Annotated in this window: 12 protein-coding genes; 5 read left to right on the top strand and 7 right to left on the bottom strand. The window is 75.9% G+C overall.

Annotated features, from left to right (window positions below; genetic code table 11):
- Positions 1–35: 35 nt before the first annotated feature.
- Together O2W17_RS19015 and O2W17_RS19020 are read right to left on the bottom strand one after the other, a co-directional pair.
- Positions 36–1,550 carry a flavin-containing monooxygenase gene (locus O2W17_RS19015; RefSeq protein ID WP_269194018.1) on the bottom strand — a complete coding sequence of 505 codons (1,515 nt, stop codon included), beginning with the start codon at positions 1,548–1,550 and terminating at the stop codon, positions 36–38.
- 110 nt (positions 1,551–1,660) lie between these two features.
- Positions 1,661–2,116, bottom strand: coding sequence for a hypothetical protein (locus tag O2W17_RS19020; protein WP_269194019.1), 456 nt, complete (start codon positions 2,114–2,116; stop codon positions 1,661–1,663).
- A 128-nt stretch (positions 2,117–2,244) separates the two neighbouring features.
- Here O2W17_RS19020 and O2W17_RS19025 point away from each other — a divergent pair, with 128 nt between their 5' ends.
- Positions 2,245–2,550, top strand: a complete 306-nt coding sequence (locus tag O2W17_RS19025) for a muconolactone Delta-isomerase family protein (protein WP_269194020.1) — start codon at positions 2,245–2,247, stop codon at positions 2,548–2,550.
- A gap of 101 nt (positions 2,551–2,651) precedes the next feature.
- On the opposite strand, the gene O2W17_RS19030 is transcribed toward O2W17_RS19025, so the two are convergent.
- A complete protein-coding gene (locus O2W17_RS19030; protein WP_269194021.1) occupies positions 2,652–3,197 on the bottom strand; it encodes a DoxX family protein in 546 nt (181 codons plus the stop codon).
- 226 nt (positions 3,198–3,423) lie between these two features.
- Here O2W17_RS19030 and O2W17_RS19035 point away from each other — a divergent pair, with 226 nt between their 5' ends.
- Positions 3,424–4,281: an esterase/lipase family protein gene (locus O2W17_RS19035; protein WP_269194022.1), complete on the top strand. Its 858-nt coding sequence runs from the start codon at positions 3,424–3,426 to the stop codon at positions 4,279–4,281.
- 114 nt (positions 4,282–4,395) lie between these two features.
- Positions 4,396–4,848, top strand: coding sequence for a hypothetical protein (locus O2W17_RS19040; RefSeq protein WP_269194023.1), 453 nt, complete (start codon positions 4,396–4,398; stop codon positions 4,846–4,848).
- 18 nt (positions 4,849–4,866) lie between these two features.
- Here the strand turns inward: O2W17_RS19040 and O2W17_RS19045 are convergent, their stop codons facing one another.
- Positions 4,867–6,102 (bottom strand): S8 family peptidase, encoded by a 1,236-nt coding sequence (locus O2W17_RS19045; protein WP_269194024.1) that lies wholly within the window; start codon positions 6,100–6,102, stop codon positions 4,867–4,869.
- Between the two features lie 123 nt (positions 6,103–6,225).
- Between O2W17_RS19045 and O2W17_RS19050 the strand changes: the two genes are divergently transcribed.
- A complete protein-coding gene (locus O2W17_RS19050) occupies positions 6,226–8,898 on the top strand; it encodes a CHAT domain-containing protein (protein ID WP_269194025.1) in 2,673 nt (890 codons plus the stop codon).
- Positions 8,899–8,911: 13 nt separating this feature from the next.
- Here O2W17_RS19050 and O2W17_RS19055 read toward each other — a convergent pair whose 3' ends face one another.
- The gene (locus O2W17_RS19055) at positions 8,912–9,484 is read right to left on the bottom strand and encodes an RNA polymerase sigma factor (RefSeq protein WP_269194026.1); all 573 of its coding nucleotides are present in this window, start codon (positions 9,482–9,484) and stop codon (positions 8,912–8,914) included.
- Positions 9,485–9,682: 198 nt separating this feature from the next.
- Between O2W17_RS19055 and O2W17_RS19060 the strand changes: the two genes are divergently transcribed.
- Positions 9,683–10,546 (top strand): AfsR/SARP family transcriptional regulator, encoded by an 864-nt coding sequence (locus O2W17_RS19060; RefSeq protein WP_269194027.1) that lies wholly within the window; start codon positions 9,683–9,685, stop codon positions 10,544–10,546.
- Here the strand turns inward: O2W17_RS19060 and O2W17_RS19065 are convergent, their stop codons facing one another.
- On the bottom strand, positions 10,547–11,542 hold the full coding sequence (locus O2W17_RS19065) for a hypothetical protein (protein ID WP_269194028.1): 996 nt from the start codon (positions 11,540–11,542) through the stop codon (positions 10,547–10,549). It abuts the gene before it with no gap.
- A 3-nt stretch (positions 11,543–11,545) separates the two neighbouring features.
- Positions 11,546–13,126: a hypothetical protein gene (locus O2W17_RS19070; RefSeq protein ID WP_269194029.1), complete on the bottom strand. Its 1,581-nt coding sequence runs from the start codon at positions 13,124–13,126 to the stop codon at positions 11,546–11,548.
- Positions 13,127–13,138 lie beyond the last annotated feature (12 nt).

The following is a 13,138-nucleotide window of genomic DNA, read 5'->3' on the forward strand; positions in this document are numbered from 1 at the left end:
ACCCGGCGGGCGAGCAGAGGTGCTGCGGGACGGCGTCACCGGTAGACGAGCGACCCGTCGTCGAGATCGGCCTTCGGCAGGATCTCCGCCTCCGCCGCGTGCTCCAGCATGTGCACCCACGGCTCGCGATCGCCCTGCTTGAACAGCACGTGCTGCGAGCGCAGGACGTACCCGGCGTTGAAGTTCTCCGGGTCCGACCACGGGCGCAGCTGCATGCCGGCGTCCTCCTCGCGCAGCGTCGGGGTGACCATGGTCGCGTCCTTGAGCTGCATCGTCTCCATCATCCGGATCACGAGGTCGCAGACGAGATCCACGCGCAGCGTCCAGCTGTGCCGGAAGTAGCCGAAGACGTAGGCCATGTTCGGGACACCGCTGATCATCAGGCCGCGCCACGTGACGCGTTCGGTGAAGTCCACCGCTTCGCCGTCCACCGCGAAGGCGACGTCCCCGAGGACCGACAGGTCGAAGCCCGTGGCGCTCACGACGACGTCCGCCTCGAGCTCCTCCCCGGAGCTGACCCGGATCCCCTTCTCGGTGAAGGTCTCGATGGTGTCCGTGACGATCGACGCCTTCCCTTCGCGGAGCGCGGCGAACAGATCGCCCTCCGGGACGATCGCGATGCGCTGCTGCCACGGGCGGTAGCGCGGGGTGAAGTGCCTGTCGATGTCGAAGCCCTCGGGGAGCAGCGGCTTCATGGACTCCATGAGGAAGGTGTGCAGCTCGTCCGGCGCCTCGTGCGCCAGCCTGGCCAGCTCGTTGAACTCGGCGGAGTAGGCGCGGCGGAGGATCTCGTGGGTCCAGTCCTCCGGGATGTCCAGCTGCCGCAGCGTCACCGCCAGCTCGTGGGTGAGCGGCGGGGCGAGGAAGTAGGACGGCGAGCGCTGCAGCATGGTCACGTGCGCGGCCTGCGAGGCGATGGCGGGGATCAGCGTCGCGGCGGTGGAGCCGGAACCGATGACGACGACCCGCTTCCCGGTGAGGTCCAGGTCGTCGGGCCACTGCTGCGGGTGCACGACCAGGCCCTCGAACCGGTCCATGCCCTCCCAGGTCGGCTGGTAGGGCTTGGTGTGGTTGTAGTAGCCCTGGCACATCCACAGGAAGCCGGTGGTGAACCGCAGTTCCTCCCCGGTGTCGAGCCGGGTGACCTCCACCGTCCAGCGCCGGTCCTCGCTCGACCAGCTCGCCGCGGTCACCTTGTGCAGGTAGCGGATGTGCGGGGCCAGGTCGTCCTCGGCGATGACCTCGTCCAGGTAGTTCAGGATCTCCTCGCCCGCCGCGATGGAGGGGCCGCGCCAGGGCTTGAAGCGGTAGCCGTAGGTGAACAGGTCGCTGTCGGACCGCACGCCCGGGTACCGGTGCGTCCACCACGTGCCGCCGTGGTTGTCCTGCGCGTCCAGCAGCACGAAGGACTTGTCGGGAAAGCGTTCCTGCAGGTGGTGGGCGGCGCCGATGCCGGAGACGCCGGCTCCGACGACGAGGACGTCGACGTGCTCGGCGCGGGACGGGGCGCTGCCGTGCTCCGGCGCGGTGCGCTGCTCGGTCGCGGTCATGGTCCGACCTCCACGGTGCGGATGTGACGTGGACCACGAACAGTACCGAGGTGTCGACGCGGGCGGAGCAATTGCGGCGTGGCGGTCCGCGCGGGCCGGGACGTCGTCGGTCAGTGCGGGTCCTCGGGTGGAGGCAGGAGCCACAGGACCCCGGCCAGCGCCCCGTAGACCAGTGCCGGCCCGGTGTGCGGCAGCCGCTTGCCGGCGGCCGCCCGCGCCTCACCGCGGCGGAATGCCCACCGTTCCCCGGCGAGCACGCCGCCGGCCGAGCCGGCGAGCACGGCAGCACCGATCCCGAGGACGACGGCCTGCCTGACGACGGGCAGCGAGCTGAACGCCGTCGAGAAGACGGGCTCGCCGTCGACCTGCAGCTGCTCGCGGGTGGTGGCCCACGTCGCCCGGAGGTCCGGGAACGCGGCGGCGAGCGCGACAGCGGTGATCCCCGCCTTGGTCCAGCCGCGAGCCGTCCGCGAGGGGACGAGGTCGGGCAACGCGTAGTGCAGGGTGGTCGCCACCCCGGTGACCAGAGCGGGGAACGTCCGGGGCGGCGTCGGTCCGGTGGGCATGCCGCCATCCTGCCGTCCTCCGCCGTCGCCCGACGCCTTGTCCCGCGGACGGGCCGCGGGCACGCTGTCGGCCATCCCGGCAGCAGCGGCGCCGGTCCGGGCGCCGCCTGGACCTCAGGAGCGCCCCGATGCTGTTCCACCTCAGCTTCCGCGTCGAGCACACCCGGCTGGACCGCGACGAGTTCTGGGACGAGTGGGAACGGGAGACGCAGGCGGCGGTCGCCGCCATGGAGGCGGGGGTCATCAAGAGCCTCTACAAGGTCGCCGGGCAGCGCCGGGTCATCGGCATCGTGGAGGTCGACTCGCACGACCAGCTCGACCAGATCGTGATGGGTGCCCTGCCGATGAGCCACCACCTGACCTTGGAGGAGGTACTCCCCGTCCGGGAGTACACCGCGTTCGCCGCCGACGTCCGCGCGCGCTGGCAGTCCTGATCCCCGGCGCAGGGCCGGACAGCCGACCACCGGCCCGGGCCGCTGGCCCGGACCGGTGGTCGTGGTCGATCTCGTCGCTCCGCCGGAGCGGAGCCGGTCGGTCAGGCGACGGCTGCGTCCCGCGCGGCGGGCCGCGGTCCGCGGAGCTCCCTGCCGACGAGCACGAGGGCCGCGCTGATCAGGACCAGGTTCTTCAGGACGAACTCGCCGTCGGCGGTGAGCAGCAACGGGTTGCCGTCGGTGACCATGAGCCCGGTGGCGGTGACGAAGGACAGGAACGTCCCGGTCAGGTGCCCGGCCAGGACGAGCAGCACGACGCGGGGCGCGATCCCGGCGGCCACGGCCAGGCCGATGGCGATCTCCACCAGGCCGAGGACCGGGACGGCGACGTCCGGGCTCACGAACGGCAGCGTCGCGGCGATGAGCCCTTCGACGGGCGTGTCACCGGTGAGCTTCAGCGCGCCGAACCACACGAAGACCAGCGCCAGGGACAGGCGGAGTGCGATGTGGCCGTAGCGCTCGCACGCGGTGGTGAGGCCCATCAGGAGGCTGTCGACGCGGGACCGCAGACCGGCCGGCTGCTCGTCCGGCGGCATCGGTGACCACGGCCGGTCCTGGAGAGCCGACAGGTTCTGGGTGGGTGGCATGACCGTCCTCCTCGTGTGGGTCGGCGCCGGAGCGGCGTCGTGTGAGAGCAGAGGAGCCGGGTCGACACCTGATACGGCTTCCGCCGGGATGTCTCCCCGAGGGGCGCCGGATCCGGACCGGCCGGTACCCGCGCCCGGACGAGGCGGCCGACCGCAGCAGGTATCAGCAGCCTCCGCCGGGTGCTCCTCCTGGTGCGTCCACCGTCCAGGGCGCCGAGGAGGACCGGTGATCCCGACAGCGCTGCCGGCGCGGCCCCGGCACCCCGTGCTCGACCTGCCCGGTTCCGTCGCCCGCGAGCTGGGGGAGCTCGCGACGACGGCGCTGACGGCCCCGCTGGCCTGCACCGAGCTGGGCCACCGTGCCCTGCGCCGGCCGCTGACCGCCCGGGCGCCGCGGGCCGGGAGCGACGCGCCGCGCACCCCCGTGGTGCTCGTGCACGGCTACGGCGGCGGCCGGGCCGGCTGGCTGCCGCTGGAGCGCAGGCTGGCCCGCGAGGGTTTCCGGCACGTCCACAACTACACGTACGACGTCCTGACGAGGTCGGTCCCGGAGATCGCCCGGGCGCTGGCGGCCCGGTGCGCGGCAGCCGCGGAAGAGGCGGGGACCGAGCGGGTCGACGTCGTCGGGCACAGCCTCGGGGGCGTCGTCCTCCGGTGCGCGGTGGCGCGCCACGGGTTGGCGCCCCGCCTGTCGACGGCGGTGACCGTGGCCGCGCCGCACCGCGGGACGCGGGTGGCCCTGCTGGGTCCGGGCACCGTGGCCGCGTCGCTGCGCCCGGGCTCCGCTCTCCTGGCGGAGCTGTGCCGCCAGACGTGGAGCAGCGACCTGCGCTGGGTCGCCTACTACGCCGACCGCGATCTGGTGGTGCCGGCGGGATCGGCCCGGCTGGCCGGCGACGTACCCGGCGCCCGCGACGTCCTGGTCCCCGGAGCGGGGCATCTCGGCGTGCTCCGGGCGCCCGCCTTCCTCGACTCGGTGGTCGGCCTCCTGCGGGACCGGGACCGGGACAGGGACCGCGCGACCGCCGCGGCGACCGACCGGCGACGGCGCGGCGGGCAGGCGGTCGACGCTCGTGCAGCCTGACCCCCGCCCGTCCGGAGCCGCGGCCGGGTGCGGACGGGGCACCGCCTGGCCACCGCGGCACCAGGCGGAGGACGATGCGGACGACAGCCGGCCCGGCGGAGGAGACCGATCCCGATGACGACAGCACCGTGGGACGACGACGAACGGCTGCTGGCAGAGCTGCGGGCGGCGGTGCGGCAGGCCGGGGCACCGACGCCGGGCATGACGGCGGGCGCCGAGGCCGCGTTCGCGTGGCGCACCGTCGATGCGGAGCTCGCCGTGCTCTCGGAGGAGGCCGCCGCGGCGGAGTCGGCCCTGGTCCGAGGGACCTCGACGGCGCCACGCGTCCTCGAGTTCGCCGCACCAGAGCTGTCCGTCGAGCTCGAGCGCACGGGGAGCGGCCTGGTCGGGCAGCTCGTCCCGCCCACCCCGGCGCGGGTCGCCCTCATCGGGCGCGGGGGCGAGCTCGGTCGCGCCGAGGCCGATGAGCTCGGCTGCTTCGTCCTCGACCACCCCGCCGGTGAGCTCGTCCGGGTGCGCTGCGAGACGCCGTCCGCGGCCGTGGTCACGGAGTGGTTCCGCCTGTAGCGGGAGGGCCCGGCGCGGTCAGGGACCGGCCAGGTCCAGGAACGGTGGTCCGCCGTCCTCGGAGGCGACCGCCGTGTGCCTCAGCTGCTGCCACGCCTGGCGCGCCGGTACCCGGCCCGGCACCGTCCGGGCGGCGATGGCCCCGCCCACCAGCGCGGCGGCGAACGAGCTGCCGTTCCACCGGGCGTACCCGTCGAACGTGCGCTCCGTCGCCGGGGCACCGGAGAGGTCCAGCTGCACCCTCCCGGTGAGATAGGTGCTGCGCACGTCCATGCCAGGTGCGAGGACGTCGATCCACGGAGCTCTGGTGGGGGTGATCGGAGCGGCCACCCCGGTGTCGTCGGCCGCGCCCACGGCGACCACGTCGTCCAGCGCCGCCGGCCACGCGGGCGCGCGCCTGATCCGGGAGCCGACCTCGCCGACGGCACCGTGGTTGCCGGCAGCGGCCACCACGACGACGTCCGGGTCCAGCCGGTCGACCGCGGTGGCGAGCACCAGCGGCGGTCGGCCGTCGTCGGTGAAGCAGACGATCGACAGGTTGAGGACGTCCAGACCGGTCCGCCCCAGCGCGACGATCTGCTGGGCCACCGTCCACGCGTCGGCGTCGCCCGTCTCGTCGGAGAGGACCTGCCGCACGTGGACGAGGCAGCCCGGCGCCGCGTGCCGGACCAGGCCGGTCACGAAGGTGCCGTGGCCGGCCACCGCCGCGTGGCGGGAGCGGACGGGCAGCACGTCCCGCGCGCCGCCGACCCAGCCGCCGGCGAGCGCCACCTGGGGGTCCACCCCCGTGTCGAGGACCCCGATGCGGGGGGCCGGCCCCAGCCGGTCCTGGCTGAACCGGGCCTCGGCCGGTGCCTCGGCCGGTCGCGGGTCGTTGCCGCCGCCGTGGGAGATCCGCCCGCCGCCGACCACGTTCCCGACCAGCCGGTTCTTCCCGAGCGTGGGGGTCCAGCCGGCGTACTCGGCCGCGAAGAGCTGCCGCAGCCCCCAGAGCAGGCGGTCCAGGTCGGCACCGAAGGTCCGCTTCGCGGCCTCCTCCTCCGCGTGCCCGGCCTCCACCACGGCCGTGGCGGCGCGCCCGACCGCATCCGCGGGCAGCGGCAGCCGCGCCAGCCCCAGGTCGGCGTCGTCCTGGCGTTCCTCCATCGGGACGCCGAGATGGTGCAGGCGCCCGGCGACCGTGTCGGCGTGCTCGAGCGCGACGATGATGTCGGCGGGCTGGAAGGCCGTGTCCGGTCCCGGGTCGTCGGCCATGGCATGTCTCCAGACGGGGCGTTCCGGTAGGTGCCGGAAGTGTCGGGGCGCGCACCACCGCGGGTCACCCCTGTGGCGCGCCGGACCGTTGACGCGCGCCGATCTGCAGCCCACCGTCCTGGTGTGACTTCCGTACGTGACGTCCCGGTCCGCGACCCGGCCGTCGCGGACCTGGACGGCGCAGCCGAGCGGGCGTTGCAACTGGCCGGGATCCAGCCGGCCGAGGCCCGCACGCTGGGCCGGTCGGTGCTGCGCCGGGCCCGCCGGGCCGGTGCGTGGTGCGTGGTGAGCACCGGCGAGCGGGCGGTCGGCGTCGCCGACATGAACCTCGGCGACCTCGACGGGGCCGTCGCCCACCTGCGTGCCGCGGAGGCCGCCGGGCGGCGGGCGGGCTGCCGGCGCCACGTGGGCGAGGCGCGGATGAGCCTGGCGTCGGCGCTGGTGATGCGCGGCCGGCCCGGCGCGGCGGTGCACGCCATCGACGCGGCGATCGGCGACCTGCAGGGACGGGCCGCCGCCCGCGCACGGGTGCAGCGCGCCGCCATCCTGCAGGAGCTGGGGCGGTACGACGGCGCGCTGGAGGAGCTCCGGCGGACGCTGCCCCTGCTCCGGCGGTGCGGGGACGCGGAGTGGGCCGTCCGGGCGCTGTCCAACCGCAGCCTGATCCACGCCGCCCGCCGGGCCCTCACCGCCGCCGAGGCGGACCTGCTCGCCGCCCGCAGGCTCTGCGAGGAGCACCACCTCGACCTGCCGGCGGCCTACGCCGAGCAGAACCTCGGCTGCGTCCGGGCGCTCCGCGGCGACGTGCCCGGCGCGCTGCGGTGCTTCGACGCAGCCCAGGAGCACTACGACCGGCTGCGGATCGTCGAGCCCTCCCTGCTGGTCGACCGCGCAGAGGTGCTGCTCTCGGTGCGGCTGCTCGGCGAGGCCCGGGCAGCCGCGGAGTCGGCGGTGGCCGGGTACCGGCAGCAGAAGCGGGACGTGCACGTCCCGGAGGCCGAGTTGCTGCTGTCGACGGTGGCCCTGCTGCAGGGGGACACCACGGCTGCCCGGCACAGCGCGGAGGCCGCCGCCCGTCGCTTCCGCCGGCTCGGCCGGACCGGCTCCCTGGCCCTCGCGCGCTTCGCGCGCATCCAGGCCGTGGTGGCGGCGTCACCCGGGGCGGGGAACCCAGCCCAGGTGGCGGCCGCGGCGGACCGGCTGGATGCGGCCGGCTGGCCGGTCCCGGCGCTCGAGGCGCGGGTGACGGCCGGCCGGATGGCGCTCGAGCGGGGCCGGTCCACGACCGCCCGCCGGCACCTGTCCCGGGCCAGCCGGGCCCGGCGGGCGGGTCCCTCCGACGCCCGGGCGCGCGCCTGGCTCGCCGAGGCGCTCCTGCGCCGCGCGGACGGTCGCCGGCCGGCCGCGCTGTCGGCGCTGCGCGCCGGGCTGCGGATCGTCGAGGACCACCAGGCGACGCTGGGGGCCACCGAGCTCCGGGCCCACGTCAGCGTGCAGCGGGGCGCCATCGCCCACTGGGGGGTGCGCATGGCCCTGGAGGACCGGAACCCCCGGCGGGTGCTGTGGTGGGCCGAGCGCAGCCGGGCCAGCGCCCTGCTGGTCCGGCCCGCCCGGCCGCCCGACGACCCGGTCCTCGCCCGTGCCCTGGCCGATCTGCGGACGACGATGGCGGAGATCGAGGAGGTCCGCGGCGACGGGAGGTCCGTGGAGGCGCTGGTGTCCCGCCAGGTCGCCCTCGAACGCCGCGTCCGCGACCGCTGCCGGACGCTCGGCGGAGGGGAGCGGGCCGAGCGCGGACGGCGGTCCGTGGACGAGCTCGTCGCCTGCGTGGGGGAGGCGGCGCTGGTCGAGTACGTCGAACTGGCGGGGGAGCTGCACGCGGTGACGGTGTCCGGGGGGCGCACCCGGCTGCACGCGCTCGGGCCGGTGGACGACGTCCGCCGGGGGCTGCAGCACGTGCCGCTGGCGCTGCACCGCCTGGCGACCCCGCGGGCGGCCGCGGGCTCCCGGACGGCGGCGGCCGCCGCCGTCCTCCAGCGGGCGGCCGCGGTCCTCGACGACCTGCTCCTGCGCCCGCTCCGCAGCGCGGTGGGAGACCGCCCGCTGGTGCTCGCGCCCTCGGCGTCGCTGCAGTCGGTCCCGTGGTCGGTCCTGCCCTCCTGCCGGGGTCGGCCGGTGGCGGTCACCCCGTCGGCGACGCTCTGGCAGCGGGCCCGCACCGGTCCGCCGCCGGGCCCCGGTGCGCGGGTCGTCGTCGTCGCCGGACCGGGGCTGCCCGGGGCGGTCAGCGAGGCCGCAGCGGTCGCCCGGGTCCACCCCGGTTCGGAGCTGGTGTCGGGCGGGGCGGCGACCGCGGACGCCGTGGCCCGGTGCATGGACGGCGCCGGCCTCGTCCACCTCGCGGCGCACGGCAGCATGCGGTCGGACAACCCGCTGTTCTCCGCGCTGGTGCTCGCCGACGGGCCGTGGACGGTGTACGAGCTGGAACGGCTGGAGCGGATGCCGCACCTCGTCGTCCTGGCGGCCTGCGACGCGGGGCGGTCGCAGGTGGTCGCCGGCGAGGAGGTGCTCGGGTTCGGCGCGGCGCTCATCGGCGGGGGCACGGCCACCCTGGTGGCACCGGTCGTGCCGGTCCCCGATGCGGCGACGGTCCCCCTGATGCTGGCCTGCCACGACGGGCTGCGGGCCGGGCGTCCACCGGCCGAGGCGCTCGCCGCGGCGCAGGCACGGTTCGGCCCCGCGGATCCGGCCGAGTGGGCGGCGGCGGCCGCGTTCGTCTGCCTCGGCGCCGGCTGAGGGCCCGACCGCCTCACGCCCGGAGCAGCGCCTGCACCGTCGGGTCGGACCGGACGCGGTCCAACGCACGGGCGCGGGTCGGGCCGATGCTCCCCACCGGGATGCCGAGCCGCCGGCTGATCTCCTCGTAGGGGAGCGGCGGGTCGTGCAGCAGGAGCAGCAGCAACGCCCGCTGCCGCTCCGGCAGCGCCGCCATGGCCGCGAGCAGCGCCTCGTGCCGCTCCGCGGCCAGCAGGTCGGTGTCCACCGGCGGGTCCCCGCCGCCGTCCGGCCAGGCCTGGTCGGCGAGGTCCGTGGGCGCGACGCGACGCCGTCCGTCCAGCACGTGCAGGCACTCGTGCCGGGCCGTGGTGGCGATCCAGCCGGGCAGCGCCTGCGCCTCCCTGATGCGGCCGAGCTGCTCGACCAGCCTCAGCCAGACGGTCTGCACGACGTCGTCGGCGTCGCTGCCGTCGAGCCGGAACCGGCGGACCACCGACAGCAGCAGGGGCGTGTACCGCTGGACGAGGCGGTTCCAGCACTCGACGTCGCCGGCCGCGGCTCCCGCGACCAGCTCCCCGACCGGACCGTCGTCGTCGCCGTGCAAGCGGTCACCCCCTCGCCACCGGTAGGTGCGCGACCCGGGTCAGCGTAGTGCCGCGCGCCGGGCGGAGCGCCTCGATATAGGGCCGGCCGGCGGTCGCACCGACGGCCCGGACGCCGAGCCGACGCCTGCCGGCGTATCACCGTCGCCCGGCCGCGCTCCGGTGGATGACAGACGTCGTCCCGACGGAGGGATCGCACGATGGACATCCTGGACGAAGCCCGGTGCCCGCACCGGCGGACGGACGCGCCGGCCCCCGGGGCCGGGCGGATCACGTTGCTCGACGGCTTCGCGTTGCGGTGGGGGCGCCCTGGGTCGGAGGCGCGGGGCGACGAGCTCCCGCACTCGGTGCAGCGGCTCGTGGTCTACCTGTGCCTCGCCGGGCGGCCGGCGCGGACCGCGGTCGCCGGCGACCTGTGGCCCGAGGTGCCCGAGGAGCAGGCCCACGCCAGCCTGCGGTCGGCGCTGTGGCGGTCGCGCAAGGCCGCCCCGGGGTTGATCGAGGGGGTCGGGGGCGCGCTGTCCCTGGTCCCGGGGGTCCGCGTCGACGTCCGGGAGCTGAGCGACTGGGCGCGTCGCGTGGTGGACCCGCGGGTCCCCGGCGCGGCGGTGAGCGTGCCCGACCGCGACCTGCACGGGGAGCTCCTGCCCGGGTGGTACGACGACTGGGTCCTCCTCGAGCGGGAACGGCTGCGCCAGCTCCGGCTGCACGCGCTGGAGGCGGCGGCGGCCCGGCTGGCCGGCGCCGGTCGCTTCGGCGAGGCGCTGCAGGCCGCCCTCCTGGCGGTGCAGGCCGAGCCGCTGCGGGAGAGCGCGCACCGCACGGTGGTCCGGGTCCACCTGGCCGAGGGCAACGTGGTGGAGGCGCACCGCGCGTACGAACGTTTCCGGCAGCTGCTGGACGACGAGCTGGGCGTGCCGCCCTCCGAGCAGATGACCCGGCTCGTGCCGGGCATCGCCCGGCGCCGGCGGGCCCTGCACGCCCTGGACGACGCGGGGCGCGGCCCGGCTCCGCACCCGCTCCGGTCCGTGCCGGCCCCCGGCCGGTCGGCGGCGGTGCGGTGATCAGCCCACGCAGGGCAGCCGGACCGGCCGGTGGTCCGCCGGGCGGACGAGCGCGGTGAGCCGGACGCTGACCCGGTCGGCCAGCTGCGCCCCGAAGCGGATCGGCCGGCCGTCGGCCCTGACGTCCCCGACCCGGTACCCGCGCTCGGCCGGGACGGCGTAGCTCGCGCGGAGGACGTGACCGGGGGTGCCCCGCTCCACCGTCCAGAACGACGCCGGGTCCGCCCCGTCCGGGGTCTCCATCCCGCCCACGAGGAACCGGTGGATGTAGAGGCCCAGAGGGTCGGCGAGGGAGATCTCGGCGCCCTGGGCCGCGGCGTCGTTGACCGCGCTGGCGATCTGCGGGTCGCTGTTCCGGAGGGGCTCGCCCAGGCCACCGCACCGGGTGAGCTCCTGGGGGGAGGTCACCGGTCGGCCGTCGGCGCTGCGACGGAGCACCGTGGCCTCGGCGGCCAGGCGCAGCGCGGCGGTCAGGTTGTTGTTGCGCTGGATCAGGTGGGCCGGCCGCCCCTCGGTCGACCGGTTGTGCACGTTGTCCCGCCGGTAGACGCCGCCGACGACCAGGTCCTCGAGGCGTACCTGCGGGCCGACGAGCTCGGCGTACAGCGCGAGCAGCCGGTCCGGGTCGCGCTCGGCCAGGTGCTCGAAGTACTCCGGCGTCTCGCACGTGAAGGTGACCCGGGTGACCACGCCGTCGCCGTCGCGCTCCACGCCCCACTCGCAGTACTCGTCCTGGCGCGACCGCGACGCGTCGGCGGTCGCCCAGCGCTGCTCCTGGGAGGTGGCACCCTGCAGCAGCAGGGCCGGGAAGGCGGTCCAGGTGATCGCCGGCGTCAGCGCGTCCGGGCCCGGGTCGGTGGCGGTCGGGTCGAAGAACTGGTCGAACTCGTCGGCCAGCCGGGCGACCACCGCACCCATCCGCTTGCTCCAGGCGTCGCGGTCGGCCTCGGGCTCGGGCAGCCGGGCGGGCGTGTCGAATCGGATCAGGACGGGCACTGGTCACACCTCCGTGACGGTCGCGTCGGCTCTCATCTCCCGCGGCGCCCGCGGGACGTCGGTCGTGACGAACAGCAGCGGCGTCTCGGAGATCGGCATCGTGCGCACGCGCGCGCGGCGGGACTCCGCGAGCCGGACGTAGGCGTCCACGCCGTCCTGGGTGCGCAGCCGCGCACCCACCGCGGTGTAGTAGGCGCGCAGCTCGTCGTCGAGGGGCGAGAGGTCCTCGCCCCGGGCCCAGCGGGCGGCGAACTCCCGTTCCGGGCTGCCCTCGGGCGTGTTCGGGGCCGCGGCCGTGATGCTCCCCGCCATCCGCTCGGAGAAGTCCCCGGCGCCGTCGGCGACGGTGGCGGTGGGCGGGACGTGCGCCAGCAGCGCGGCCCGGCGGTCGGAGAACACGGGATTGGGGAAGTCGGTCATGAGGAGGCAGGCGGCCAGCCGGCGGGTCAGCAGGCCGACGCGCACCGCCTGCCGGAGCACGACCTGGTCCTCGAACGCCCGCTCGGGCACGGCGAACGCGAAGTGCGTGTCCCCCGGCTGCACGAACCCGGCGCCGTCGGTGACCCGGGCCCCGGCGGTGGCGAGGGCGGTCAGGTAGAGCTCCCCGTCCACCGAGAACGGCGGCGGCGGCAGCAGCCCCAGCACCTCGGTGAGCCCCTCGGAGTCGACGAAGAAGGTCTGGGGCAGGTCGACCGGCCGTCCGGGAGCGGTGTCCCGGCTCTCGGTCTGGCTGGACACGATGTTGACGCTGGGCGTCCCGAGCACCTGGCGCAGGATCCGCGCCGGGTCGTCGATCCGGCCGCCGTCGGCCAGCATCCGGTCGAACCGGTGCCGGGCCCAGCGCTCGATGCCCGGCTTGGCGACCTCGATCTCGCAGACGTCGGCCCCCTGCGGGTTGTCCCCGGTGACCCACGGGTGCCCGACGAGCGCGGGGTCCTGCGAGAGCACCGAGGGCAGGATCGGCGCGGCCTTGGAGTGCCAGTGCAACCACGGGAAGCGCAGCTCCTTCATCACGAAGGTGCCGCTCAGGTGGCTCTCGAAGGGCCCCTTGCCCTGGGTCGGGTCGCGCAGCGCGTGGCGCGAGTTGCCGGCGAAGACCCAGGCCGAGCTGGTGCCCACGGTCTGGTAGTAGTTGAAGCCGCCGCTGCGCCGGTCCCAGGCCATGAGCTCGACGTCCCCCTCGTCGGGCGAGAAGGCGCTGAGCAGGACGTCGGCGCCCTGCGCGCCGACGCCCCGGGCCACCAGGAACCGCAGCCGGCGGGCCACCGACCCCGTCTCCGGGGTCAGCGCGATCTGGCTGCCCTCGCCCAGCAGGAAGAAGAACCCGTCGCGCAGGGGGTCACCGGCCGGGGACTCGCGGTCCAGCGCCTCGAGGACCTCGCCCGCGGTCCGGGGGAAGACCCCCCGCAGCAGCAGGAGCGTGGCGAACGGGTCCCCGAGCTCCGCGGCGGCCTCGTCGCGGTCCAGGACCCGGAGGCGGGTGTCCTCCCCGACGACGAAGCGGTGCACCGCGTCCGGCCGCAGGGCGTCGGCAGGCAGCCGCCGGAACGCAGCGCACGTCGTGTCCATGACGGGGGAGCCCATGGTTTGTCCTCC

It is taken from the genome of Blastococcus sp. VKM Ac-2987, from assembly GCF_026967805.1.
Lineage (GTDB): Bacteria > Actinomycetota > Actinomycetes > Mycobacteriales > Geodermatophilaceae > Blastococcus.